Source organism: Cupriavidus sp. H19C3, assembly GCF_049393815.1.
Taxonomy (GTDB): Bacteria; Pseudomonadota; Gammaproteobacteria; order Burkholderiales; family Burkholderiaceae; genus Cupriavidus.
The window spans coordinates 2,486,767-2,510,609 of the sequence record NZ_CP184985.1 but is presented as its reverse complement, the minus strand read 5'-3'; the positions used below and the strand labels follow the sequence as shown (position 1 = coordinate 2,510,609).

Annotated in this window: 20 protein-coding genes and 1 riboswitch; of the genes, 10 read left to right on the top strand and 10 right to left on the bottom strand. The window is 67.6% G+C overall.

Features of this window, described 5'->3' with window-relative positions; genetic code table 11:
• Positions 1–33: 33 nt before the first annotated feature.
• From metX to DFLDMN_RS11620, 3 genes are all read left to right on the top strand, one after another.
• A complete protein-coding gene (gene metX / locus DFLDMN_RS11630) occupies positions 34–1,206 on the top strand; it encodes a homoserine O-succinyltransferase MetX (RefSeq protein ID WP_423195117.1) in 1,173 nt (390 codons plus the stop codon).
• A complete protein-coding gene (gene metW / locus DFLDMN_RS11625) occupies positions 1,203–1,814 on the top strand; it encodes a methionine biosynthesis protein MetW (protein ID WP_423195116.1) in 612 nt (203 codons plus the stop codon). The genes metX and metW overlap by 4 nt, the downstream gene beginning before the upstream one ends.
• 151 nt (positions 1,815–1,965) lie before the next feature.
• Complete coding sequence (locus DFLDMN_RS11620; RefSeq protein WP_423195115.1) at positions 1,966–2,820, top strand: acyl-CoA thioesterase; 855 nt, start codon at positions 1,966–1,968, stop codon at positions 2,818–2,820.
• A gap of 186 nt (positions 2,821–3,006) precedes the next feature.
• Here the strand turns inward: DFLDMN_RS11620 and DFLDMN_RS11615 are convergent, their stop codons facing one another.
• Positions 3,007–4,287 carry a muropeptide transporter gene (locus tag DFLDMN_RS11615; protein WP_423195114.1) on the bottom strand — a complete coding sequence of 427 codons (1,281 nt, stop codon included), beginning with the start codon at positions 4,285–4,287 and terminating at the stop codon, positions 3,007–3,009.
• Between the two features lie 225 nt (positions 4,288–4,512).
• Here DFLDMN_RS11615 and DFLDMN_RS11610 point away from each other — a divergent pair, with 225 nt between their 5' ends.
• Positions 4,513–5,568 carry a M48 family metalloprotease gene (locus DFLDMN_RS11610; protein WP_423195113.1) on the top strand — a complete coding sequence of 352 codons (1,056 nt, stop codon included), beginning with the start codon at positions 4,513–4,515 and terminating at the stop codon, positions 5,566–5,568.
• A gap of 29 nt (positions 5,569–5,597) precedes the next feature.
• A complete protein-coding gene (locus tag DFLDMN_RS11605) occupies positions 5,598–6,104 on the top strand; it encodes an excinuclease ATPase (protein ID WP_423195112.1) in 507 nt (168 codons plus the stop codon).
• Positions 6,105–6,200: 96 nt separating this feature from the next.
• Here the strand turns inward: DFLDMN_RS11605 and argC are convergent, their stop codons facing one another.
• Together argC and DFLDMN_RS11595 are read right to left on the bottom strand one after the other, a co-directional pair.
• Positions 6,201–7,148: an N-acetyl-gamma-glutamyl-phosphate reductase gene (gene argC, locus DFLDMN_RS11600; protein ID WP_423195111.1), complete on the bottom strand. Its 948-nt coding sequence runs from the start codon at positions 7,146–7,148 to the stop codon at positions 6,201–6,203.
• Positions 7,149–7,315: 167 nt separating this feature from the next.
• Positions 7,316–8,092 (bottom strand): exodeoxyribonuclease III, encoded by a 777-nt coding sequence (locus tag DFLDMN_RS11595; protein WP_423195110.1) that lies wholly within the window; start codon positions 8,090–8,092, stop codon positions 7,316–7,318.
• 31 nt (positions 8,093–8,123) lie between these two features.
• Between DFLDMN_RS11595 and pyrE the strand changes: the two genes are divergently transcribed.
• Both pyrE and DFLDMN_RS11585 read left to right on the top strand, forming a co-directional pair.
• Positions 8,124–8,801 (top strand): orotate phosphoribosyltransferase, encoded by a 678-nt coding sequence (gene pyrE, locus DFLDMN_RS11590; protein WP_423195109.1) that lies wholly within the window; start codon positions 8,124–8,126, stop codon positions 8,799–8,801.
• A gap of 88 nt (positions 8,802–8,889) precedes the next feature.
• Positions 8,890–10,332, top strand: a complete 1,443-nt coding sequence (locus DFLDMN_RS11585) for a DUF3734 domain-containing protein (RefSeq protein ID WP_423195108.1) — start codon at positions 8,890–8,892, stop codon at positions 10,330–10,332.
• A 40-nt stretch (positions 10,333–10,372) separates the two neighbouring features.
• Here DFLDMN_RS11585 and DFLDMN_RS11580 read toward each other — a convergent pair whose 3' ends face one another.
• From DFLDMN_RS11580 to DFLDMN_RS11565, 4 genes are all read right to left on the bottom strand, one after another.
• Positions 10,373–11,182 carry a polyphosphate kinase 2 family protein gene (locus DFLDMN_RS11580; protein WP_423195107.1) on the bottom strand — a complete coding sequence of 270 codons (810 nt, stop codon included), beginning with the start codon at positions 11,180–11,182 and terminating at the stop codon, positions 10,373–10,375.
• A 61-nt stretch (positions 11,183–11,243) separates the two neighbouring features.
• Positions 11,244–12,110 carry a diaminopimelate epimerase gene (dapF, locus tag DFLDMN_RS11575; protein ID WP_423195106.1) on the bottom strand — a complete coding sequence of 289 codons (867 nt, stop codon included), beginning with the start codon at positions 12,108–12,110 and terminating at the stop codon, positions 11,244–11,246.
• 18 nt (positions 12,111–12,128) lie between these two features.
• Complete coding sequence (locus tag DFLDMN_RS11570; protein ID WP_423195105.1) at positions 12,129–13,022, bottom strand: lipid A biosynthesis lauroyl acyltransferase; 894 nt, start codon at positions 13,020–13,022, stop codon at positions 12,129–12,131.
• Positions 13,019–13,906, bottom strand: coding sequence for a lysophospholipid acyltransferase family protein (locus tag DFLDMN_RS11565; protein WP_423195104.1), 888 nt, complete (start codon positions 13,904–13,906; stop codon positions 13,019–13,021). The genes DFLDMN_RS11570 and DFLDMN_RS11565 overlap by 4 nt, the downstream gene beginning before the upstream one ends.
• 329 nt (positions 13,907–14,235) lie before the next feature.
• Between DFLDMN_RS11565 and metK the strand changes: the two genes are divergently transcribed.
• Together metK and DFLDMN_RS11555 are read left to right on the top strand one after the other, a co-directional pair.
• Entirely contained in the window at positions 14,236–15,399 is a 1,164-nt protein-coding gene (gene metK / locus DFLDMN_RS11560) for a methionine adenosyltransferase (RefSeq protein WP_423195103.1), read from the top strand.
• Between the two features lie 196 nt (positions 15,400–15,595).
• Complete coding sequence (locus DFLDMN_RS11555; protein WP_423195102.1) at positions 15,596–16,543, top strand: Kdo hydroxylase family protein; 948 nt, start codon at positions 15,596–15,598, stop codon at positions 16,541–16,543.
• A 34-nt stretch (positions 16,544–16,577) separates the two neighbouring features.
• Here DFLDMN_RS11555 and DFLDMN_RS11550 read toward each other — a convergent pair whose 3' ends face one another.
• The gene (locus DFLDMN_RS11550; RefSeq protein ID WP_423195101.1) at positions 16,578–18,032 is read right to left on the bottom strand and encodes a coniferyl aldehyde dehydrogenase; all 1,455 of its coding nucleotides are present in this window, start codon (positions 18,030–18,032) and stop codon (positions 16,578–16,580) included.
• A gap of 218 nt (positions 18,033–18,250) precedes the next feature.
• Between DFLDMN_RS11550 and DFLDMN_RS11545 the strand changes: the two genes are divergently transcribed.
• Positions 18,251–19,930, top strand: coding sequence for a GMC family oxidoreductase (locus DFLDMN_RS11545; protein ID WP_423195100.1), 1,680 nt, complete (start codon positions 18,251–18,253; stop codon positions 19,928–19,930).
• On the opposite strand, the gene DFLDMN_RS11540 is transcribed toward DFLDMN_RS11545, so the two are convergent.
• Positions 19,882–21,543, bottom strand: coding sequence for a methyl-accepting chemotaxis protein (locus DFLDMN_RS11540; protein WP_423195099.1), 1,662 nt, complete (start codon positions 21,541–21,543; stop codon positions 19,882–19,884). The genes DFLDMN_RS11545 and DFLDMN_RS11540 overlap by 49 nt on opposite strands.
• Positions 21,544–21,795: 252 nt before the next feature.
• The gene (locus DFLDMN_RS11535; protein WP_423195098.1) at positions 21,796–23,454 is read right to left on the bottom strand and encodes an acyl-CoA dehydrogenase family protein; all 1,659 of its coding nucleotides are present in this window, start codon (positions 23,452–23,454) and stop codon (positions 21,796–21,798) included.
• Between the two features lie 209 nt (positions 23,455–23,663).
• Positions 23,664–23,765, top strand: a riboswitch (TPP riboswitch).
• The last annotated feature ends 78 nt before the right edge of the window (positions 23,766–23,843 follow it).

Here is a 23,843-nt window from a genome sequence, read left to right as displayed (position 1 = left end):
TTTTTCATGCCTGTTCACAGACGGGCCCGTTCCATGACCGATGTTGCTCCCCCGCCTGCCGTGCTCGAGGTCCCGACCGATTCGGTCGGCATCGTCACGCCGCAGCGCATGCATTTCGCCGAGCCGCTGTCGCTGCGCAACGGCAGCCAGATTGCCGGCTACGACCTCATGGTCGAGACCTACGGCACGCTCAACGCGGATCGTACCAATGCCGTGCTCGTGTGCCACGCCCTCAACGCTTCGCACCACGTGGCCGGCGTGTATGCGGACAACCCACGTGACGTGGGCTGGTGGGACAACATGGTAGGTCCCGGCAAGCCGCTCGATACCGACCGGTTCTTCGTGATCGGCGTCAACAACCTCGGCTCCTGCTTTGGCTCGACCGGACCGATGAGTCCCAATCCGGCCACCGGCACGCCCTATGGCGCGCTCTTTCCGGTGGTGACGGTGGAAGACTGGGTCAATGCGCAGGCGCGCGTGGCCGACGCCTTCGGCATCGCGCAGTTTGCCGCGGTGATGGGCGGCAGCCTCGGCGGCATGCAGGCGCTGGCGTGGAGCCTGATGTATCCGCAGCGGCTGCGCCATTGCATCGTGGTGGCGTCCACGCCCAAGCTGTCGGCGCAGAACATCGCCTTCAACGAGGTGGCGCGCAGCGCGATCCTGTCGGATCCCGATTTCCACGGCGGCAACTACTACGCGCACCAGGTCAAGCCCAAGCGCGGGCTGCGCGTGGCGCGCATGATCGGCCATATCACCTACCTGTCCGACGAGGACATGGCGGAGAAATTCGGTCGTTCGCTCAAGAGCGAGGACATCCGCTTCTCGTTCGACGTCGAGTTCCAGGTGGAAAGCTACCTGCGCTACCAGGGCGACAAGTTTGCGGAGTATTTCGACGCCAACACGTACCTGCTGATCACGCGCGCGCTCGACTACTTCGATCCGGCGCTCGCGTTCGGCGGCGACCTCACGCGCGCGATGGCGGGCACGCAGGCCAGCTTCCTGGTGGCGAGCTTCACCACCGACTGGCGCTTTGCGCCGAGCCGCAGCCGCGAGCTGGTCAAGGCGCTGCTCGACAACAAGCGGCCGGTGTCGTACGCGGAAATCGACGCGCCGCATGGCCACGATGCATTCCTGCTCGACGATCCCCGCTATCACAATCTGATGCGTGCGTACTACGACCGCGTTGCCGAGGAGATTGGCGCATGAATGCCGCATCCCATCCCGACGTGCTCGCGCTGCGCCCCGACTTCCGCGCCATCGCGCGCTGGGTCGAGCCGAATTCCACCGTGCTCGACGCCGGCTGCGGCGACGGCAGCCTGCTGCGCGTGCTGCAGGACGAGCTTGGCGTGCAGGCCTATGGCATCGAGATTCGCGACGAGGGCGTGCTGGCCTGTGCGCAGAAGGGCGTGCATGTCATCCAGCAGAACCTCGAAGGCGGGCTTGCGCTGTTCGAGGACCATAGCTTCGATACGGTCATCCTGTCGCAGACGCTGCAGACCATCCACAACACCGCGCAGGTCCTGCGCGATACGCTGCGGGTGGGCCGCGAATGCATCGTGTCGTTTCCAAATTTCGGCTACTGGCCGCATCGCATCTCGGTCTTCCGTGGCCGCATGCCGGTGTCGGAATCGCTGCCATACCAGTGGTACAACACGCCCAACGTGCGCGTGCTGACCATCAGCGATTTCGAGGCGCTCGCGCCCAAGGTCGGCCTGCGCGTGCTCGATCGCGTGGTCATGCACGAGGGCGTGACGGTCAACTGGGGCGTCAACTGGCGCGGCAGCCTGGCGGTCTATCGGGTTTGCGCGATGTGAGTGCGCGCGGCAAGTGCGCGATGCGCGTGCGGTCGGAGTAACGACGCCAGCGGCGTCGCCGACAGGCGCCCGCGGCCAGGGGACCGGTCCCGATTGACGAATCGGGACGATGCGCCTATCGTCGTACGATATCGAACGAGCGTGCTTTTTTATGTCCCAAGCCCCTGATATCCACGCCACTGCAGCCCGCGACGCGCGGGCGCCCCATCCGCTGGACGATGCGCTGCAGCTCGAGCCTCTGGGCGAGCATCGGTTTGCCGGCCGCACCACGCCCGAGTACTGGAACATGATCGGCCCGTTCGGCGGGGTCACCGCGGCGTGCCTGCTGCAGGCCGTGTTGCAGCATCCCGAGCGGCTTGGCGACCCGATCGCGCTGACCGTCAACTTTGCCGGTCCGATTGCCGAGGGTCCGTTCGAGATCGAGGCGCGGCCCGCGCGCACCAATCGCTCCACCCAGCACTGGCAACTGACGCTGCGCCAGAACGGCGCCACCACGACCACCGGCAGTGCCGTCTTTGCGGTGCGGCGCGATACCTGGAACGCGCCGGAAGCGGTCATGCCGGACGCGCCCGCGCCGGAGACCCTGCCGTCCATGGGTGGGTTTGCGCCGGTGCGCTGGCTGAGTGCGTACGACATGCGCGCCGTGCGTGGCGCCAAGCCGACCGCCGCGCCCGGCGCCGAGCATCCCGATAGCGTGACCCGCTTCTGGATCCGCGACGAACCGCGCCGCGCCCCCGATTACGCCGCCATCGCGGCGTGGTGCGATGCGTTCTACCCGCGTATCTACCTGCGCCGCGCCGGCTTTGTGCCGGCCGGCACCGTGTCGCTGACCACCTATTTCCATGCCGATGCCGACACGCTGGCCGTCATCGGCGATGGGCACGTGCTGGGCAACGCGCAGGCGCAGGTGTTCACGCAGGGGTTCTTCGACCAGAGCGCGCAGATCTGGCGCGCGGACGGAGTGCTGCTCGCGAGCTCGCACCAGATCGTCTACTACAAGGAATAAGCGGGACGGGCGGTGCCGGACACAGGCCTGGGTCCGGCCCGGAGTCCGGGCCCCGGGGGCAGGCCGGCGCAGGGAAACCGGCTCGGGTAGCCACCTCGGGAGGTCACCCCAGGTAGCCACCTCGGGAGGCCACTTCAGGTGGGTACCTCAGGCAGCCACTTCAGGTAGCCACTTCAGGTAGCCACCTCACGCCGGCCGCGCCACGGCGTCCTCGGCCGGCTCGCGCGCCTGCGCCTCGTAGCGGTCGACCGTGCCGCGCATCGCCCATAGCAACGCCACGCCCGGGATCGCCGCCACCACGGTGGAGAGATAGAACGGCGCCCAGCCCCACGCTTCCACCATATAGCCCGAGGTGGGCCCCACATAGACGCGCCCGATCGAGGCCAGCGCCGACAGCAGGGCATACTGCGTCGCCGAGAACGAGCGGTTGCACAGCGTCATCAGCAGCGCCACGAACGCAGCCGTGCCCATGCCGCCGCACAGGTTTTCCACGGCGATGGTGGCGCCCATGGTCCACAGGTGCGGCGGTGTCACCGCCAGGATCCAGTAGCCGAAATTGGACACCGCCTGCAGCACGCCGAACACCATCAGCGAGCGATAGAGCCCGAGCCGCACCATCAGCGAGCCGCCGAACAGCGCGCCAACGATGGTCGCCGCCAGGCCGAGCGTCTTGTTGACGATGCCGACCTGGCCAGGATCGAAACCGAGGCCCCGGATCAGGAACGTGGTGGAGAGGCTGCCCGCGAAGGCGTCGCCAAGCTTGTACAGCACGATCAGCAGCAGCAGCCACCATGCGCCCTTGCGCGAAAAGAAGTCGCGCAGCGGCCCCACGATCGCATCCTCCATGGTGCGCGGTGCCCGTGCCGGCGTATCGGGTTCGGGCGCCCAGGGCAGCGTGAGCAGGCCCACGCCCATCAGCGCGGCCATCAGCAGGTACATCTGCGGCCAGCCGAGCACGCGGTCGGCCAGGTACAGGGCCAGGCCGCCCGATACCAGCATCGCCAGCCGATAGCCCAGCACCTTCACCGCCGCGCCCGCGCCGCGTTCGGACGTGCGCAGCACGTCGGTGCTGTACGCGTCGAACACGATGTCCTGCGACGCGGACAGGAACGCCACCAGCGTGGCCAGCGCGGCCAGCATCCACAGCGCCTCGTGCGGCGGGCAGAAGGCCATGCCGGCAATGCCGCCGACCAGGCCGAGCTGCGTCAGCAGCAGCCAGCCGCGCCGCCGGCCAAGCATGGGCGGCGTGAAGCGGTCCATCAGCGGCGCCCACAGGAACTTGAAGATATACGCCTGGCCCACCAGCGAAAAGAACGCGATCGTCTTGATGTCGAGTCCCTCCACGGTCATCCAGGCCTGCAGCGTGCCCGAGGTGAGCGCGAGCGGCAGGCCCGAGGCAAAGCCCAGCGTGAGCATGGCGCCGATGCGGCGGTTGCGGAAGATATCGAGATAGGCTTGAAACGTCATGGCCGGGTGCGGGCGGTGCGAGGCTGCCGTGTATTATTGCATCACGTCTTCGCGTCACCCCCATTTCTCACCGGATCGCTCGCCGTGACCGTCCTCGCCCGCGGAAATGCGCCTTCGTCGCAACCGCCCCCGTCGCATCCCGTTTCGTCCTCATCGCGGCGCCCGCACCGGCGCCGCGATGGAGCGCTGCATGGACGCCCGCACCCGCGGGTCCGTCCATGGCGCATGTGGGTGCTCGCTGCCGCCATGTTTGCGCCGCCGCTGGCGGCCCAGCCGCCGGTACAGCCGTCCGGGCAGATCAGCAACCAGGACGTGGCGCCGCCCGGCGCCGCGTCTCCGCTCGCCCCACTGATCCCGCGCTCGATGTCGCAGTCGGCCCCGCCCTCGACCGAAACCTCGGCGCCGGGCTCGACCACCACGGTCGTGTCGGTCGATGGTGGCGTGACGGTCGAGTTGCGCAAGTCGCGCATTCGCGAGATCGTGCCGATGGAGATGATCGACCGGCAGGCCGCGCGCGAGTACGAGCAGATCAAACAGGAAGCGATCGCCCATCGTGCGCTGGCGCCGGACCACGATCCGCAGCTGCAGCGCCTGCGTGCCATCGGCAAGCGCCTGCTGCCCGAGACCACGCGCTGGAATCCGGCCACCGCCAACTGGGCATGGGAAATCAACCTGATCCATGCCGACCAGATCAATGCGTTCTGCATGCCCGGCGGCAAGGTCGCGTTCTACTCGGGCCTGATCGACAAACTGAAGCTATCCGACGACGAGATCGCGATGGTCATGGGCCACGAGATTGCCCACGCGCTGGAGGAGCACGCGCGCCAGCGCGCGGCGCAGGCCGAGATCACCAATCTTGGCGCCAACGTGATGTCGCAGCTGACCGGTTTCGGCAATCTCGGCAATATGGATATCGGCCACAACGCGCACCTGATCACGCTGCGCTTCTCGCGGCTGGAAGAAACCGAGGCGGACCTGATCGGCCTCGACATGGCCTCGCGCGCCGGCTTCGACCCGCGTGCCTCGATCACGCTCTGGCGCAAGATGGGCACCATGCTCGATCCCGCCGAGGAGATGTTGTCCACCCATCCGTCGGGCCGCAGCCGGATCGCGGTGCTCGACAAGCACATGAAGGAGGCCCTGCTGCTCTATGCGGCCTCGATGAACATGCCGATGGAAATGCTGCCGCCGCACCAGGCCAACATGGCCAACCTCGGCGATGCGCCGGTCGACGAAGGCGACGAGGACCGCATGCACCCGCTCAAGGCGAAGAAAAAGTAACGAACATAACGTACCGCAAGGAGAGTTCCATGACCGAGAATGCCGTGATGACGCGCCTGCCAGGCGCGCGGGCCGCGCTGGTTGTCACGCTGTGCGGCGCCGTGCTGGCCGCGGCTGGCCTGCTGCGCAGCGGGCCGGCCCTGGCCGCCGACGATCGCCTGACGATGCCGATCGACAAGGCGCTGGCCTCGGACGCCGCCAGGGAGCGCATCGATCCCAAGATTCCGCTCTCGTTCGGCTTCGACAAGCCGCAGGGTGCGCAGGAGGCTCACCTCGTCAAGGTGGTCAAGCGCATGCGCCGCCCGGTCGACCGCGAGGCGCGCAAGAGTGACGAGGAGATGTGCAGCACGCTGTTCGCACAGGCGCTGCAGGAATTCCAGCAGACCGCCAGCCGCGAAGGCCGCAACGCGGTGGTCCAGATCCGCAGCAACTGGAAGGATGACGAGACCGCGAGCGAGACCACCTACGTGTGCGCGAAGGGCGTCGTGTATATGGGCGTGGCGCTCAAGGCGGTGCTGGTGAAGGTGCCTGGCTGACGCGGGCGAGGGCCGCTGGTGGCGGCAGATCGCCAATGAAAAACGCCGGACGAATCCGGCGTTTTTTTTGGTATGCCGCGCTGGGCCGCGCCGGCCTCAGGCGACCAGACCCGTGGCCTCGTCGGCGCCCACATGCACGTTCATGCATTGCACGGCCGCGCCGGCCGCGCCCTTGCCGAGATTGTCGAGGCGCGCCACCAGGTTCAGGCGTTCGGCATTGCCGAACACGAACAGGTCGACGCGATTGGTGTCGTTGCTCGCCTGCACGTCGAAAAAGCCGCCATCGAGATTGGCATCGCTGTTATACGGATGCACGCGCACGAACTGCTCGCCCTCGTAGTGCTTGCGATAGATCTCCAGAATCGCCTCGGCATCGGCCTGGCGCGACAGCATGGCCGGGAACACCGGTACCGTCACCGCGAGGCCCTTGAAGAAGTTGCCGACGATCGGGTTGAAGATCGGCGCCTGCGACAAGCCGGCCTGCACGCGCATTTCGGGCAGATGCTTGTGTTCCAGCGCGAGCGCGTACGGGCGCGGGCTGTCGAGCCTGGGGTTACCGCCGGCCTCGAACTCGGCGATCATCTTCTTGCCGCCGCCGCTGTAGCCCGTCAGCGAGAACGCCGTGAGCGGATAGGTGGCCGGCATCAGACCGGCTTCGACCAGCGGACGCACCGCCAGGATAAAGGCGCTGGCGTGGCAGCCCGGCACCGCGATACGCTTGCTCGCGCGCACCTTCTCGCGCTGGCCACGCGTGAGCTCGGGCAGGCCATAGGCCCAGTTGTCGGCGGTGCGGAAGGCGGTGCTGGCGTCGATCACGCACGTGTCCGGATTGGTCACCAGCGACACCGCCTCGCGCGAGGCCACGTCTGGCAGGCACAGGAAGGCCACGTCCGCGGCGTTCAGGAAGCGTGCCCGTTCCTGCGGATCCTTGCGCTTGTCATCGGCAATGCGCAACAGCTCCACATCGGAGCGACCCGAAAGATAGTCCAGCAGCCGGAGACCGGTGGTGCCTTCCTGACCGTCGACGAACACTTTGAAAACCATGGCGGACTCACTCTGAAAAATGCGAAATGTCTGCCTCGCATGCGACGCAGACACTGAATTGTAGCGGGGATGCCCCCCGGTCGCAGGAAACCTGCGTGTCGGTCTGGTGACCGGTCACGGTCGTCGGGACCCGTCGCGCCCGGGCGTGCGCCGGGACGCCGCCCCGCTTACAGCGGGAAATCGTAGTCGATCGACAGCGGCGCGTGGTCGCTGAATTTCTCGTCCCTGTAGATCGCGCAGGCCTTGGCCGTGGCCGCCAGCCTGGCGGTCGCCAGGTGATAGTCGATGCGCCAGCCGACGTTCTTGGCGTAGGCCTGGCCGCGATTGCTCCACCACGTGTACTGCTCGGGACGCGGATCGAGCTGGCGGAACACATCGACATAGCCGTGACTGTCGAACAGCGCGCCGATCCAGGCCCGTTCCTCGGGCAGGAAGCCCGAGTTCTTGAGGTTGCCTTTCCAGTTCTTGATATCGATTTCCTTGTGCGCGATGTTCACATCGCCGCACAGCACGATTTCGCGCCCGCTTGCCTTGAGCTGCAGCAGGTGAGGCAGAAAGGCTTCCATGAAGCGGAACTTGGCCGCCTGCCGCTCCTCTGAACTGGAGCCCGATGGCACGTAGACGGAAATGACTGCGAGGTGCGGATACTGCACCTCGACGTAACGGCCTTCACTATCGAACTCGCTGTTGCCAAAGCCCGTGATGACGCGGTCCGGCTGGTGGCGCGTATAGAGGCCCACGCCGCTGTAGCCTTTCTTCTGCGCATAGTGGAAGAAGCCGTGGTACCCATGTGGCGCGAGGAAGGCTTCGGTCATGTCGGCTTCCTGGGCCTTGAGCTCCTGCACGCAGACCATGTCCGCGTCCTGCTTGCCCATCCAGTCGAAAAAGCCTTTCTTCGAGGCAGACCGGATGCCGTTGAGGTTGGCGCTGATAATCCGTAACATCTCGGGAAATTTTTGTATTCAGAGAAAAAAGATGACGCAGCAGACCACGCCGGATGACCTCAGCCAGACCTTTATCCGCTTCGCGCTGGACGCGGGCGTCCTGTCATTTGGCGAATTCGTGACCAAGGCGGGCCGCAAGTCGCCGTATTTCTTCAATGCCGGGCTGTTCAACCAGGGCGCGATGCTCGGTCAGGTGGCGCAATTCTATGCGAAAACCCTGCTGGCCTCGGGCGTGCGGTTCGACATGCTGTTCGGTCCCGCCTACAAGGGCATCACGCTGGCCTCGGCCACCGCGGTGGCGCTTGCCGGCATGGGCCGCGACGTCGGCTTTGCGTACAACCGTAAGGAAGCCAAGGATCACGGCGAAGGCGGCACGCTGGTGGGGGCAAAGCTGCAGGGCAAGGTGGTGATCGTCGACGACGTGATCTCGGCCGGCACCTCGGTGCGCGAATCGATGCAGATGATCCGAGCCGCGGGCGCCGAGCCGGCGGCGGTGCTGATCGCGCTCGATCGCATGGAGAAGAGCGGCACCGCCGACCATATCGGCACGCACTCGGCGGTACAGGACGTACAGCGCGAATACGGGGTCCCGGTGATCGCGATCGCCAGCCTCACGGATCTGCTGGCGTATCTCGATGCCTCGAACGACCCCGCGCTGGCTACTCACCGCGAGGCGGTGGCGGCGTACCGTGCGCAATATGGCGTCTGAGGTGCCGGCCGCCGGCAGCGGCCGGGTCTGATGGTTGCCGCCCGGCTGCGCGGCCGGGGGCAGGGTTTTGACACACGAGGAGCAGGGCGTGGCGGACAAGCGGCAGCAACAGGTAGTACAGGCCGTCGAGCGAGAGCTTGGCGAACAGGGACCGGCCCCGCAGGACTCCGCCTCGCCGGCCACGCCGGCTCGCGCGAAGCGCGGACGGGCCAGCGCCGAGCCGGTAGCGCGCGCGCCGCGCAAGACCGTCCGGCCCGCCCACTCCCCCACGTCGACCACATCCGGTAAACAACCCGCCAGGACTGCCCGCAAGGCCGCGCGCGCCGCCGACGGGCTGGCGCCCGAGCACTGCGCGCCCGAGGCGATGCCGAACGGCGGCCCCGCGCACGAGGCCTATGCGGTGCGCGCGCTGGTGCTGCAGGGGGGCGGCGCGCTCGGTGCGTATCAGGCCGGCGTGTATCAGGGCCTGGCGGAGGGCGGCATTCACCCGAACTGGATCGCCGGCATCTCGATCGGCGCGCTCAATGCGGCCGTTATCGCCGGTAACCCGCCCGAGACCCGGGTTGCCCAGTTGCGCGCGTTCTGGGACTACATCTGCCAGCAGCCGTGGCTGCCGGGTCTGCCGCTCGACTTCCTCACCGAAGCCGCGCCGACCTGGCCCGAGCCGATGCGTATCTGGTTCGACAGCGTCAACGCGGCACGCGCGCTGGTCGAGGGCCAGCGCGGTTTCTTCTCGCCACGTTCGGTGATGGACCTTTGGGGCCGCTACGTCGACACCGGCAACGCGAGCTACTACGACACCTCGCCGCTCAAGGCCACGCTGGAGCGCTTTGCCGACTTTGACCGCATCAACCGTCCGCACGAGATGCGGGTATCGGTGGGCGCGGTGAACGTGCGCACCGGCAACTTTGCGTACTTCGACAATACGCGCACGCGCCTGGAGCCCGAGCATTTCATGGCCTCGGGCGCATTGCCACCTGGCTTTCCGGCCGTCGAGATCGAGGGCGAGTTCTACTGGGATGGCGGTCTGGTCTCCAACACGCCGCTGCAGGAAGTGCTGACGGCGCAGCCGCGCCGCGATGCGCTGATCTTCCAGGTGGACCTGTGGAGCGCGCGCGGCAAGCTGCCGCACAGCCTGCTCGATGTGGCGGAGCGTCAGAAGGACATCCAGTATTCGAGCCGCACGCGCACCATCACCGACTACATGCGCGAGCAGCAGATCTACCGCCGCATGCTGAGCGAAGTGTTGGCGCTGGTGCCGCCGTCAAAACGGGGCGACCCTGCCTACCAGCGCGCCGCCGACCACGCGTGCGATGCGCGCCGCAACGTGATCCAGCTCATCTATCGCGACAAGTCGTTCGAGGGCAGCTCCAAGGATTACCAGTTTGGCGCGTTGACCATGCACGAGCACTGGTCCAGTGGGCTCGAGGATATCCGCGAGACGCTGCAGCATCCGAAGTGGCTCGCCATGCCGGGACCGGACCGGCCGTTCGTGACGCACGACGTGCATCGCGGCGACAGCCACGAGTAAGCGCGGAGGGGTCCCGCGCGGGCCCCGTCCGGCATCGCGGTCACTCCACCTTGAGCCTGGCCAGCTCGGGTTTGGGCGGTGGGTATTCGGGCCGCAACTGCTTGAACACCTCGGCCAGGATCTCCGCGACCATCACGTTGCGATGCACCTTGGAATCCGCCGGCACGATGTACCACGGGCATTCCGGCGTACTGGTGGCCGCGATCGCGGCCTCGTACGCGGTCTGGTACGACTTCCAGTACTGGCGCTCCTCAAGGTCGCGCGGATCGAATTTCCAGTGTTTCTGCGGGTCGGCGATGCGCGCTTCCAGGCGCGACTTCTGTTCGTCCTTGGAGATATGCAGGAAGCATTTGACCAGGGTGGTGCCGGTCTCCGTCAGCAGCGTCTCAAAGGCACGAATCTGCTTGTAGCGCCGTTCGCATTCCGCCTCGTCGATCCAGCCGTGCACGCGCGTGATCAGCACTTCCTCGTAATGGCTGCGGTTGAAGACGGCGATCTCGCCAAGCCGCGGCACCTGCGCATGCACGCGCCACAGGTAGTCGCGCGCGAGTTCCTCGCTGGTCGGCGACTTGAAACTGACCACACGGATGCCAAGCGGGTCGAAGCTGCGGAAGACGCCGCGCACGGTGCCGTCCTTGCCGCTGGTGTCCATGCCTTGCAGGACCACGAGCAGCTTGCGGTTGTGCTGGGCGTAGAAGATGTCCTGCTGGGCGTCGAGCCAGGTACTGAGCTCGGTCAGCCGGTTGTCGTCGGCGCTCTTGCTGCCAAGCGAAAACGGCTTGGCATCGGGGGTAAAGTCGGCAAGGCGAAAATGCTTGCCCGAAGTGATACGGAAATCGTCCAGCGACATAAGGCGCTCCATTCAGGCGGCGCCCCGGTTCTGAACGGCTGCGGGCGCCGTGCCCCTATGGTCACGCCGGCAGGGCGGCGAGGTCAATGGTTCCTTCGAAGACGGTCGTGGCCGGGCCGGTCATGCGCACGGGCTGGTCCACGCCATCCCAGGCGATGGTCAGCACGCCGCCATGGGTGTGCACCTGCACCGGGGAGTCGAGCAGGCCGCGCCGGATGCCGGCCACCACGGCCGCGCAGGCGCCCGTGCCGCACGCCAGCGTCTCGCCCGCGCCGCGCTCGAAGACGCGCAGGTGCACCGTGTGGCGATCGTCGATCTGCAGGAAGCCGGCATTGACCCGCTTGGGAAAGGTCTGGTGATGCTCGATCACGGGACCGTCCTGCAGCACCGGAAAGCACTCGACGTCGTCGACCACCTGGACCGCGTGCGGATTGCCCATCGAGACCACCGACATCCATGCGGTACGGCCGTTGATCTCGAGTCCGAACAGCGTGTCGCTGCCTTCCGTGCGCGTGGGCACGCCGTCGGCGATAAACGGCACGCGCGCGGGTTCCAGTTCGGGCGCGCCCATGTCGACGGTGACCTGGCCATCGTCCTGCAGCGTGAGCGTGATCACGCCGTTCATCACCTCGACGCGCACCGAGCGCTTGTCGGTCATGCCCTTGTCGGTGACAAAGCGGACAAAGCAGCGGGCGCCGTTGCCGCAATGCTCGACTTCGCCGCCGTCGGCATTGAAGATGCGGTAGCGGAAATCGACGTCGTCGCGGTCCGACTTCTCGACGATCAGGATCTGGTCCGCGCCCACGCCGAAATGCCGGCTGGCGAGCGCGCGCCACTGGGCTTCGGTCAGGTCGAGCCGCTGGTGAATGCCGTCGAGCACGACGAAGTCGTTGCCGGCGCCGTGCATCTTGGTGAACTGGAGTTTCATGCGGGCGATTGTAAACGCTTAGTAGATTTCCGGCTCGCCGGGCGGGCGGTGCTTGAAGCGCTTGTGCACCCAGTAATACTCGGTGATGCGCGGGCGAATCGCTTCCTCGAAGAACGCGTTCATGCGGCGCGTGTCGTCGGTCACGCTGGCGCCGGGATAGTTCTCCCACGGCGGCAGGATATGCAGCACGTAGCCCTGGTAGTCGGGCAGCATCTCGCAGTAGATCGGCACCACCTTGGCGCCGGTCAGGCGCGCCAGCCGCGATACCGAGGTCAGCGTCAGCGCCTCCACGCCGAAGAACGGCACGAATTCGGAATCGCGCTCGCCGAAGTCCATGTCGGCGATCAGCTGCAGCGCCTCGCCCTTCTTGAGGCTGCGCAGGATTTCGCGCGCGCTGTCGTTGCGCGAGATCATGTTGGCGCCAAAGCGGCCGCGCGCGTGCTTGAGGAAGTCGTCGAACAGCGCGTTCTTCTGCTTCGTGTACAGCGAGGCGCCCGAGCGGCCGACATGATCGCGCAGGTGGATGGTCAGCCGGATCGCGCCCGCTTCCACCCCGGACAGATGCATGGTCACGAGGATATGGGGCGTGCCGTCGAGCGAGGGCAGGTCGGCCTGGTCGTCGATCTGCACCCAGCGGCGCATCTGTGCCTCGCTGCCGGTCCAGAAGATGCCGCGCTCGGCAAAACTGCGGATGATATGGCGGAAGGTCGCGCGCGACATCGCCATGATTTCCGCGTCGCTCTTCTCGGGGAAGCACAGGCGCAGGTTGGCCTCGATCACGCGCCGGCGGCCGTGCGGCAGGCGGTAGAGCAGGCCGCCGAGCGCCTCGCCGAAACGGGCCACGAGCGGATACGGCAGCTTGCCGAGCGCGGTCAGGAAGGCAATGCCCAGCCAGGTAAGGATGCGACTCATGAATGCGTGGTGGAGGTGGCGGGCGTCACCGCCGCGTCCGGCTGGCCGGCGCCGGCCGGGGTCTTGTAGCGGTTGTAGCCCCACAGGTATTGCGTGGGCGCCACCGAGATCAGGTCCTCGATGGTCGCATTGACGATGGCGGCGGCCGCGGACGGATCGTCGGGCAGCATGCCGCCGTCGCACAGCACGCGCAGATGGCCACGGTAGCCGGCGCCGCGCGGCAGGCGCTCGGCGGCCACCATCACGATGGGCGCGCCGCTCATCTGCTGCAGGCGCTGCACCAGCGTCATGGTGTACGCGGGCTTGCCGTAGAACGGTGCCCAGGTGCCTTCGCCGCCGCTCGGGACCTGGTCGGGCAGGATGCCGGCCGCCTCGCCGCGCCGCAACGCCTTGGCCAGCATGCGCACGCCGCGCGGGTTGGCGGGCGCCATCGTCAAGTTGGGGCGGGTGCGCATGCGCTCGACGAACTCGCGCAGCCACGGCTGGTGCGGCGGCTTGAACAGCGCGGTCACCGGGCGCTGCAGGGCGAAGGACTGGGGCAGGACCTCGAAGCAGCCGAGGTGCGGCGTCAGCACGATCACGCCCTTGCCGCGCGCCTCCAGCCTGGCCAGCTCCGGCCACAGGTGGTCGTTGAAACCGTGCAACGGCACGCGGAGGGTCTTGCGGCTCCAGAAGTAGGGCATCTCGAGGATCATGCGGCCGGTCGCGCGTGCGGCCTCGTCGATAAGGGCGTCACTCGCGTCGGGATACGCATGGCGGAAGTTCTCGACCAGCCGGCGGCCATAGCGGCCAGGCAGGCGCGCCACCAGCAATCCCAGGAGGCCCCCCAGCGCATGGAGCGCGCGCAGGGGCAAGCGTGAAATCAGCCAGAAAAGAAAAGTCATGACGCCGAGAGGGACAATAGCTGTAGGCAAGCCGCGCCGCGGTCGGACCGCGGCCGCCCGGACGGGCCGGGAACCGCTTGCGCAAAAAACGGGGCAATTCAGGGATTAGCGGCCGTGCCACCGCGCAGTTCGACATTTTGACGCGCTGCATGGCCGCCAGCAGGCGCGTATAATACCGCCTATCGCCGAGTTAACTGACAACTTGCGGGGCGATGCCCAGGATCCGGCAGCAACGATCCCGTGGCCAGAAAAATACCGCTAAAGCGTCGCCGCACCGTTTCTCAGGGTGGCACGCAATAGCCAACCTGCCAACCTGGAGAAACATACTCGTGGCAAACGACTTCCTGTTCACCTCGGAATCCGTTTCCGAAGGCCATCCCGATAAAGTCGCCGACCAGATCTCGGACGCCGTCCTCGACGCCATCCTGGCGCAGGACAAGTACGCCCGCGTGGCGGCCGAGACGCTGTGCAACACCGGTCTGGTGGTGCTGGCCGGCGAGATCACCACGACGGCCAACGTCGACTACATCCAGGTCGCCCGCGACACCATCAAGCGCATCGGCTACGACAATACCGACTACGGTATCGACTACAAGGGCTGCGCGGTGCTGGTCGCCTACGACAAGCAATCCCCCGACATCGCCCAGGGCGTCGACCGTGCGTCGGACGACTACCTGAACCAGGGTGCCGGCGACCAGGGCCTGATGTTCGGCTATGCGTGCGACGAGACGCCCGAACTGATGCCGTTCCCGATCTACTATTCGCACCGCCTGGTCGAGCGCCAGTCGCAGCTGCGCCGCGACGGCCGCCTGCCCTGGCTGCGCCCGGACGCCAAGTCGCAGGTCACGGTGCGCTACGTTGACGGCCGTCCGCATAGCGTGGACACCGTCGTGCTGTCGACCCAGCACCATCCGGACATCACCCAGGCGCAGATCTGCGAAGCCGTGATCGAAGAGATCATCAAGCCGGTGCTGCCGGCCGATATGCTCAAGGACACCAAGTACCTGGTCAACCCGACCGGTCGCTTCGTGATCGGCGGCCCGCAGGGCGATTGCGGCCTGACCGGCCGCAAGATCATCGTCGACACGTACGGCGGCGCTTCGCCGCACGGTGGCGGCGCGTTCTCGGGCAAGGACCCGTCGAAGGTGGACCGTTCGGCCGCCTACGCCGCGCGTTACGTGGCCAAGAACGTGGTGGCCGCGGGCCTGGCGCGCCAGTGCCAGGTGCAGGTGAGCTACGCGATCGGCGTGGCCCGTCCGATCAACGTGACCGTGTACACGGAAGGCACCGGCAAGATCTCGGACGAGAAGATCGCCGAGCTGGTGCAGGAGCACTTCGACCTGCGTCCGAAGGGCATCGTGCAGATGCTCGACCTGCTGCGTCCGATCTATCAGAAGACCGCCGCCTACGGCCACTTTGGCCGCGAGGAGCCGGAATTCTCGTGGGAAGCCACGGACAAGGCAGCTGCCCTGCGCGCGGCGGCCGGCCTGTAAGGCCCGGTCCCGGCGCGACCCCCCGCCCGGCGTGCATGCGCGGGCGAGAGGCACCGCCCCCCGCCATGGCCAGGTGCCACGCGCATGCACCACGGGCGGGTACCACGGCCATGGTCAGGGATCGGCGGCCGGTGCGGGTGGGGTAAGGATGCGCCGCGGAGTAGAATCGCGGCACATCGTTGCCATCGAGTCCGCCATGACTGTTGCCACGCCTGAATCCCTGCACCAGCGTCCGGCCACCGCGACTCCCGTCGCGGCCGGCCTGGACCTGATCCGTACCCAGCCCTATACCGACTGGGCGCCCGATGTTTCCGCCGAGACGCGCGCCGCGCTGCGCCGCGAACTCGAGCAGGGGGCGGTCCTGTATTTCCCCAACCTGCACTTCCACTTCCAGCCCGGCGAGGAGCGCTTCCTCGACAGCCGCTGGTCCGACGGCAAGTCCAAGAACATCAACCTGCGTGCGAACGAGGCCGCGGTGCGCGGCGCGCAGGGTAGCGAGCAGGACCTTGCCGACATCCACGCGCTGATCCGGCGCTATGCCGAGAGCTGCGAGTCGCTGATCCGCGCGCTGTTTCCCGAATACGTGCCGCACATGGTGCGCGCGGGCACTTCGCTGCGCCCGAGCGAGATCGCAGGCCGGCCGGTCAGCTGGCGCAAGGACGATACGCGCCTGCACGTCGATTCGTTTCCGTCCAATCCGATGCTGGGCAAGCGCCTGCTGCGCGTGTTTCACAACATCGATCCACAGGCACCGCGGGTGTGGCGCGTGGGCGAGCCGTTTGCCGACTTTGCCGCGCGCTTCGTGCCCAAAACGCGCGGCATGTGGCCGGGCCAGGCCTGGCTGATGGAGCAGTTGCACATCACCAAGCGCCGCCGCTCCGAGTACGACCATCGCATGCTGCAATTGCACGATCTGGCCAAGGCCGATCTCGACTACCAGAAGTCGGTGCCGCAGCAGGAATTCCACTTCCCGCCCGGCGCCACCTGGATCGTGTTCAGCGACCAGCTGCTGCACGCCGCCATGCGCGGCAAGGCCATGATGGAACAGACCATCTACCTCGATCCGCAGGCCATCGGCGACCATACCCATTCGCCCGAGGCGGTGCTGTCGCGCATGCTCGGGCGGCCGATGCTGGCGGGCTGAGCTGGCGACGAACTGGCGACGAACCGGCGACGAACTAGCGGATCAGCAGTTTCACCATGGCCTCGAAGCGCTTGCCGTAAGGCGGCTTGAGCAGGCCGGCGCCATTGAGGCGGGCCTGCAGGAACAACGGCTTGAGCTTGGAGAACGTCTCGAAGCCGGCCTTGCCATGATAGGCACCCATGCCGCTTGCGCCCACGCCGCCAAAGGGCAGGTCGTCCTGCGCCACGTGATAGAGCGTATCGTTCACGGTCACGCCGCCCGCCACCGTCTGTTGCGTGATGGCGTCGATCACGCGGCGCTCGCGGTCGAATACGTATAGCGCCAGCGGCCGCGGGCGGGCATTGACGAACGCGATGACCTCCTCGATCGATGCATAGCCGATCACCGGCAGTACCGGGCCGAAAATCTCCTCGCGCATGGCCATGGTGTCCGCCGGCACGTCGAACAGCAGCACGGGCGGAAAACGGCGGGTCTCGGCATCGGGCAGCGCGGCCGACAGCGCCACGCTGCGCGCGCCGGCCGCCTGCGCCGCTTCGACCATCGACACCAGCCGCGCAAAATGCCGCGGACTGACGATACTGGTGAAGTCTCCCTGGCCCTCGCCCCTCCCATCGTCGCGCGCCAGCGCCGGATAGCTCTGCGCCACACAGCGTGCCGCCACCTGCGCAAAGCGCTCGCGCTGGGCCGCCGGCACCAGTACGTAGTCGGGTGCGATGCAGGTCTGGCCGGCGTTGATCAGCTTGCCGAAGAGGATGCGTTCCACCGCATGTTCGAAATCGGCATGCGGCCCGATGATGGCGGGTGACTTGCCGCCCAGTTCCAGCGTGACCGGCGTCAGATGGTTGGCGGCGCTGCGCATCACTTCATGACCGACCGCGGTCGAGCCCGTAAACAACAGATGGTCGAACGGCAGTCCGCTGAACTGGCGCGCGACCTCGGCGTCGCCGGTCACCACCGTGACCTCGTCGGCGGCAAATGCGCGGTCGACCAGCGTGGCAAACAGCGCGGCAAAACGCGGCGTGTACTCGGACAGCTTCACCATCGCCCGATTGCCCGCGGCCAGCGCGCCCGCGAGCGGGCCGATGGCGAGATAGAGCGGATAGTTCCATGGCACCACGATGCCGATCACGCCGAGCGGCTGCGGCATCAGCCGCGAGCGGCCGGGCAGGAACCACAGTCCCGTGCGCGCGCGCCGCACGCGCATCCAGCGCTTGCCGTGCCGCAGCGCGTCATCGATGGCGGCCAGACTGGGAAAGACCTCGAGCAGCGCGGTTTCCTGTGCGGGACGGTTGCAGAAATCCGCATGGATGGCCGCGGCGATTGCCGGGCGATTGACCCGCACGAGCTCGCGCAGGCGCCGCAGCCGGTCGGCGCGGATGGCCCAGGCCGGGTACTGGTCCTGCCGCGACGCGGTGCGCATGGCGTCGAACCGTGACGACAGCGAAACCATGGACGACAGCGACGACATGGCGGGCAGTTCTCTTATCATGGTGGCTCCTGGGGCCCGACAACGGCCATGCCGGCGGCGGGCTCATCACGATATGCCAGCGCTCACGCCAACACAATGGAGGATGGCTACCAAACATCGCGGCACATCGCTGCGTGGGGAGTTGCCCGGCTTCACCGGCACGGGCCAAGCGCCTACACTGGATTTTCGTGGCACGGACCGGGCGGCGGCGCCCGGCGCGCGGACGCGCGGGGAGACAGATGGACACCACCTTTGACTATCTCGTCGTGGGCGCCGGCTCGGCCGGCTGTGCGCTCGCGGGACGGCTCGCCGACAGCGGCCATGACAGCATCGGCCTGATCGAGGCCGGCGGCCACGATCATCATCTGCTGGTGCGCATGCCGGCCGGCTGCGCGGCGGTACTGCCGCGTGGCGGCGCGCGCAATTATGGCTACCAGACCACGCCGCAGCCGGGCCTGGGCGGCCGCCGCGGCTACCAGCCGCGTGGCCGGGGCCTGGGCGGCAGCTCGTCGATCAACGCCATGATCTACATGCGCGGGCGGCCGTCCGACTATGACGACTGGGCCAGCGCGGGGTGCGACGGCTGGTCGTGGGACGACGTGCTGCCCTACTTTCGCCGCGCGGAATGCAACGAGCGCGTGGCGGGCCACGACGACGATCCGCTCCACGGCGGCACCGGGCCGGTGCATGTGAGCGATCTGCGCACCCCGAATCCGTTTGCGCAGCATTTTATCGATGCGGCCCAGCAGGCCGGGTGGCCGCGCAACGACGACTTCAATGGCGTGGAGCAGGAAGGCGTGGGCTGGTACCAGGTCACGCAGCACAACGGCGAGCGCTGGAATGCGGCGCGCGCCTATCTGCACGGCGGCAACGCCGCGGACCGCGCCCATAACGGCGGACGCGCGCACCTGCATGTGCTGACCGGGACGCAGGTGCTGCGCATCCTGTTCGAAGGGCGCCGCGCGGTGGGCGTGGTGGTGGTGCGCGACGGTCGCGAACAGGTGCTGCGCGCGCGCCGCGAAGTCATCGTATCGGCCGGCGCATTCGGCTCGCCGCAACTGCTGATGGCTTCCGGCATCGGCCCGGCCGCCCACCTGCGCGAGCACGGTATCGCGCTGGTGCACGATCTGCCCGGCGTGGGCGCGAACCTGCAGGATCATCTCGATGCCATCCTGCACAAGCGCGTTGCCGCGCCCGAACTGTTCGGGGTGTCGCTGGGCGCGCTGGCGCGCCTGTTCGGCGAGTTCCGGCGCTACCGGCGCGAGCGCAGCGGCCTGATGACGTCAAATTTCGCCGAGGCGGGTGGCTTCGTGCGCAGCGCGCCCGGGCTGGTCGAGCCGGACCTGCAGCTGCATTTCGTGGTGGGCATGGCCGACGACCATATGCGGCGGCTCAACTGGGGCCATGGGTTTTCGTGCCATGTCTGCGTACTGCGGCCGCGCAGCCGCGGCGAGGTGCGGCTGGCCTCGGCCGACATGCGGCAACCGCCGCGCATCGATCCGCGCTTCCTGTCCGATCCCGCCGATATGGACGGCCTGCTGGCCGGCATGAAGATCGTGCGGCGCATCTTTGCGCAACCGCAACTCGCGTGTTTCGGCGGCACGGAACTGTATTCGGCCGGATTGCGCCTGGACGACAGCGACGATGACGCCGCGCGGGCGTATATCCGGGCGCGCGCCGATACCATCTACCACCCGGTGGGCACCTGCCGCATGGGCATGGATGCGATGGCGGTGGTGGACCCGCAGTTGCGGGTTCGGGGTGTGGAGGGATTGCGCGTGGTCGACGCGTCGATCATGCCGACGCTGATCGGTGGCAATACCAACGCGCCCGCCATCATGATCGGCGAGCGCGCGCACGACCTGATCCGCTATGCGCCGCGCGTGATGCTGAGGATCCGCGAGGTGGCCGAAGCCTGACGGCGGCCGGACTGCGTTGGCGCGGCGCCACGGTCGCGCCCACCCCGCCCGTCCGGCCCATCGCCATCGTCGATGTCCGCCACGCGGAACTGCGCCACGGTATCGCGCAGGCGCCGGGCCTGCTCGTCGAGCGATTGCGCCGCGGCGGCGGCCTGCTCGACCAGCGCCGCGTTCTGCTGCGTCACCTGATCCATCTGGCTCACCGCGTGACCTACCTGCTCGATGCCGCCACGCTGTTCCTGCGAGGCGGCCGAGATCTCGGCGATGATGTCCGACACCCGCTGTACCGCCTGGCGGACCTCGTCCATGGTCCGCCCCACGCCGGCGGCCTGGTCTGCACCGGTCTGCACCGTATCGACCGAAGCCTCGATCAGCTCCTTGATCTCCCTGGCCGCCGTCGACGACCGCTGCGCCAGGCTGCGCACCTCGCCCGCCACCACGGCGAAGCCGCGCCCCTGTTCGCCGGCGCGCGCCGCTTCCACCGCGGCGTTGAGGGCAAGGATGTTGGTCTGGAACGCGATGCCCTCGATCAGGCTCGTGATCTCGGCAATGCGCGCCGAACTGCCGCTGATGGCCCCCATGGTCTCGACCATGCGCTGGACCGCGTGGCCGCCGGCGTCCGCCACGGTCGCCGCATTGGCGGCCAGCGCGTTGGCCTGGCGCGCGTTCTCGGCGTTCTGGCGCACGGTGGCGGTCAGCTCTTCCATGCTCGCGGCGGTTTCCTCGAGCGAGGCGGCCTGCTGTTCGGTGCGCGCGGACAGATCCGTGTTGCCGGCGGCAATCTGCGCGGCGGCCACGCTCACCGATTCGCTCGACTGGCGCACGTCGCGCATGGCATGGCCGACGCGCGCGACCAGCGCATTGAAGGCGCGCGCGGTCAGGCCCACCTCGTCGAGGCGGCCGACCGGCGCGCGATGGTCGAGGTCGAGCGATTCGCTCACATACTCCAGCGTGCGCTGCATGTCGTCGAGGCTGCCGCGGATGCGGCGATAGAGCGCGGCCGCCATCGCGCCCAGGAACAGCACGGCGGCCGCGATCACCAGCAGGAACACGCGCACGGTCCAGCGGTGCTGCGCCAGATTTTCGGCCACGGCCTGCTCGCCCAGTTTCACGTTGTAGGCGAGATGCTCGTCGATGGCCTTGCGCAGCGCATTGGCGGCCGCATTGAGCGCGCCCGTGGTGGCCATCTCCTGCGCGCCGGCGTAGTCGTTGTCGTTCGACTTGCGCAGGAACTCGATCCGTACCTGCCGAAACGCCTGCGCGGCGGCCCGATCGGCCGCCAGCAGCTTGCGGTCGGTGTCGTCGGAAATGTCGTTCTGCCCGTAGCGCGCGAGCAGCGCGTCGAAATGCCGGTCGGCCGCCGCGATGGCCTGTTCCGCCTGGCCCTTGCCGTTGATGTCGTCGGTCATCGCGTGGTGCAGCGTGGCCACGCGCGTATCGGCGAAGGCGTCCGCGATCTCGTTCAGGTGGCGCACGCTTGCCAGCGTGTTGTCGTTGAAATATTCGAAGCGATCTTCGGAGCGCTGGAGCTGCCAGAGGCCGCCCAGGCCGACGCAGAGCAGCGCCAGGGTCGCAATGGAAAGCGTGAGAAGCAGTCGTTTGCTGATGTTCATATGGCGTTCATATGGCATGTGGCGGCGCGCGCTCGTGGCGTGCGCCCTCCCGTAGCGGGCGTTGGTGGACGCGAATGCGGGCTGGTGTGTCCCGGCTGTGCGGACGGCACGGGCGCGGATGGCGCGCACGTCGGGACGAACGCCATGGTTTACGGCAAGCCAGTGGATGAACTTGAGGGGCAAATGTTGCAACGCCCCTCGTGGGGTGCATCAGCGCGCGACGCCGGTGTGGCCGGCATCGTGGCCGCCGGGTTATTGCGGAAAAGCACGCTCCATGATGCGGTGCAGCGTCGGGGGTCCGGCATCCAGGGTCCCGAACACGCGGCCATGCTGGCGGCCCAGCCGGCTGGCGACAAACAGCTCGGCCGATTCGGCATCGGCGTGCGCCAGCATCAGCGCCGCCTGCGCGGTCAGCACGAGGCCCTGGGCGAAGCGGCGCGCGCCCGTTTCCAGGTGCTCGGGCGGCTCGCGCAACATGGCCTGCAGCGACGCAAGCTCGGCGCGCACGGCGGCATGGCCATGGGACAGCCGCGCGAGGTCATGCAGCAGCCGCGCGCCGTCGTCCGGATTGCGTTGCAGCGCGCGCAGCACGTCGAGACACATGATGTTGCCGGAGCCTTCCCAGATCGAATTGACCGGGGCCTCGCGATAGAGCCGCGCCATCGGTCCTTCCTCGACATAGCCGTTGCCGCCCCATACCTCCATCGCCTCGCCGGTGGCTTCCAGCGCGCGCTTGCAGATCCAGAACTTGGCGGCCGGCGTCAGCACGCGTTTCCATGCCGCGGCGAGCGCATCGTCGTCGGCACGCTCGAAGGCGTCGGCAAGGGCCATCATCAGCAGCGTGGCGGCCTCGCTCTCCAGCGCGAGGTCGGCCAGCACGTTGCGCATCAGCGGCTGGTCGGCCAGCAGCTTGCCGAATGCCATCCGGTGGCGCGCATGGTGCAGCGCCTGCACGCAGCCCGCGCGCAGCAGCGCCGCGCTGCCGATCACGCAGTCGAGCCGGGTGCTGGTGGCCATCTCGATGATGGTCGGGATGCCGCGCCCTTCCTCGCCGATCAGAATGCCGCTGGCCTCGCGGAATTCGACCTCGCTGCTCGAGTTGGAACGGTTGCCGAGTTTGTCCTTGAGCCGCTGGATCAGGATCGGGTTCTTGCTGCCGTCGTCGCGGAAGCGGGGGACGAAGAAGCACGAGATCGGCCCGTCGGCGGCGCCCATGCGCGCCACCACCAGATGGGCGTCGCACATCGGCGCGGAGAAGAACCACTTGTGGCCGGTCAGCAGATACTCGGCGCCGCGCCCCTCGCCGGCGACGGGCATGGCCACCGTGCTGTTGGCGCGCACGTCGGAGCCGCCCTGTTTCTCGGTCATGCCCATGCCGATCATGATGGCCTGCTTGGCGCGCCACGGCAGGTCGCGCGCATCGTGCTCGGGCGCCAGCAGGCGCGGCTCCAGCTCGCGATACAGGCGCGGTTCCTTGCGCAGCACCGGGATGCTGGCAAAGGTCATGGTCACCGGGCATAGCGAGCCGGCCTCCACCTGCGCCTGCAGGAAATACCCGGCGGTGCGCGCGGCCCAGGCGCCCGCGCGCGGCTCGGCAAAGGGCAGGGCCTGCAGCTGCTGCGCGCGCAGCAGTCCCAGCAATTGGTGCCAGCCGGGCTGGAAAGTGACCTGATCGATACGCTCGCCGGTGCGCGAATGCGTGTGGAGTTCAGGCGTGAGCCGATTGGCCTCGGCCGCCCAATGCTGCACCTCGGGCTCGCCCAGGCGCGCGCCATGCGCCGCCAGTGCGGCCGCATGCCAGCCGCCGCCGAGCCGCTCCAGCGCGGCCCGCAGGCCCGGGTCGGACTCGTACAGGTTGTAGTGGGCGAGGTCCGGTACCTGATTGAACACGCGATGGGTGTCGGCGGTCATGGCATCTCCGTGGGCGGATGGCTGGGCCCATGGTACGGCAACGCGCGCGCGTGCGGAACCGCGTCACAAGCTGTGACAGCGGCCGCAATCCGGGCGTGCCGCAATGCAGCATGAGCGGTCCGCACGGCGATTCCAAACCAGGACGCAATCCTGCTGAAACAATTTTCTGGCTGGCGGTACCCCCGCCCTTGTGCTTAAATTCACCCCGTTGGATGAAACAGGGGTGCCGTACGGATGGGCCGTGCGGCTGAGAGAGTCCCTTCGAACCCGATCCGGCTAGTACCGGCGTGGGAAGTTTCATATAGACCGAATGGCTCCAGTCCCGCAATGGGACCCTGCCTCAGGCAGGCTCACAGGGCTCCTGGTTTCGTCCATCCCCCGCAAGAGAG

What these genes read in the sequence shown, in the direction of transcription:
- metX (WP_423195117.1), top strand. Translation starts at nt 34, where the DNA reads ATGACCGATGTTGCTCCCCCGCCTGCCGTGCTCGAGGTCCCGACCGAT.
- metW (WP_423195116.1), top strand. Translation starts at nt 1,203, where the DNA reads ATGAATGCCGCATCCCATCCCGACGTGCTCGCGCTGCGCCCCGACTTC.
- DFLDMN_RS11620 (WP_423195115.1), top strand. Translation starts at nt 1,966, where the DNA reads ATGTCCCAAGCCCCTGATATCCACGCCACTGCAGCCCGCGACGCGCGG.
- DFLDMN_RS11615 (WP_423195114.1), bottom strand. Translation starts at nt 4,287, where the DNA reads ATGACGTTTCAAGCCTATCTCGATATCTTCCGCAACCGCCGCATCGGC.
- DFLDMN_RS11610 (WP_423195113.1), top strand. Translation starts at nt 4,513, where the DNA reads ATGTGGGTGCTCGCTGCCGCCATGTTTGCGCCGCCGCTGGCGGCCCAG.
- DFLDMN_RS11605 (WP_423195112.1), top strand. Translation starts at nt 5,598, where the DNA reads ATGACCGAGAATGCCGTGATGACGCGCCTGCCAGGCGCGCGGGCCGCG.
- argC (WP_423195111.1), bottom strand. Translation starts at nt 7,148, where the DNA reads ATGGTTTTCAAAGTGTTCGTCGACGGTCAGGAAGGCACCACCGGTCTC.
- DFLDMN_RS11595 (WP_423195110.1), bottom strand. Translation starts at nt 8,092, where the DNA reads ATGTTACGGATTATCAGCGCCAACCTCAACGGCATCCGGTCTGCCTCG.
- pyrE (WP_423195109.1), top strand. Translation starts at nt 8,124, where the DNA reads ATGACGCAGCAGACCACGCCGGATGACCTCAGCCAGACCTTTATCCGC.
- DFLDMN_RS11580 (WP_423195107.1), bottom strand. Translation starts at nt 11,182, where the DNA reads ATGTCGCTGGACGATTTCCGTATCACTTCGGGCAAGCATTTTCGCCTT.
- dapF (WP_423195106.1), bottom strand. Translation starts at nt 12,110, where the DNA reads ATGAAACTCCAGTTCACCAAGATGCACGGCGCCGGCAACGACTTCGTC.
- DFLDMN_RS11570 (WP_423195105.1), bottom strand. Translation starts at nt 13,022, where the DNA reads ATGAGTCGCATCCTTACCTGGCTGGGCATTGCCTTCCTGACCGCGCTC.
- DFLDMN_RS11565 (WP_423195104.1), bottom strand. Translation starts at nt 13,906, where the DNA reads ATGACTTTTCTTTTCTGGCTGATTTCACGCTTGCCCCTGCGCGCGCTC.
- DFLDMN_RS11555 (WP_423195102.1), top strand. Translation starts at nt 15,596, where the DNA reads ATGACTGTTGCCACGCCTGAATCCCTGCACCAGCGTCCGGCCACCGCG.
- DFLDMN_RS11550 (WP_423195101.1), bottom strand. Translation starts at nt 18,032, where the DNA reads ATGATAAGAGAACTGCCCGCCATGTCGTCGCTGTCGTCCATGGTTTCG.
- DFLDMN_RS11545 (WP_423195100.1), top strand. Translation starts at nt 18,251, where the DNA reads ATGGACACCACCTTTGACTATCTCGTCGTGGGCGCCGGCTCGGCCGGC.
- DFLDMN_RS11540 (WP_423195099.1), bottom strand. Translation starts at nt 21,543, where the DNA reads ATGAACATCAGCAAACGACTGCTTCTCACGCTTTCCATTGCGACCCTG.
- DFLDMN_RS11535 (WP_423195098.1), bottom strand. Translation starts at nt 23,454, where the DNA reads ATGACCGCCGACACCCATCGCGTGTTCAATCAGGTACCGGACCTCGCC.